This is a genomic window from Halostella sp. PRR32 (assembly GCF_034808085.1).
GTDB lineage: Archaea > Halobacteriota > Halobacteria > Halobacteriales > Natronoarchaeaceae > Halostella > Halostella pelagica.
The window spans coordinates 1-236 of sequence record NZ_JAXHGL010000286.1; the positions used below are offsets into that span (position 1 = coordinate 1).

Below are 236 nucleotides of genomic sequence, written 5' to 3' on the forward strand. Positions count from 1 at the left end.
CGATTCGATTTTTTAAGGCAGCTCCGACTTCTTTCTCGTTTCCGTAGATGTGAGCACAGTCGATGTGTCTGTACCCAATGTCGATGGCATCAATAACTGCTTGAGTGACTTCTCCTGGTTTGGACTTCCACATTCCAAGACCCAGAATGGGGACCTTTACGCCGTTATTGAAATCCACTGTTTTACTAGCCATTATTTGTTTTGAATAGGATTGATTCGGGAATTTTAAACTCCTG

At 42.8% G+C, this 236-nt stretch carries 1 protein-coding gene; it reads right to left on the reverse strand.

Annotated features, from left to right (window positions below):
* Nucleotides 1-193: aldo/keto reductase (locus tag SM753_RS21570; protein WP_369335393.1), on the reverse strand; the 193-nt coding region annotated here is incomplete at its 3' end.
* Between the last annotated feature and the right edge of the window lie 43 nt (nucleotides 194-236).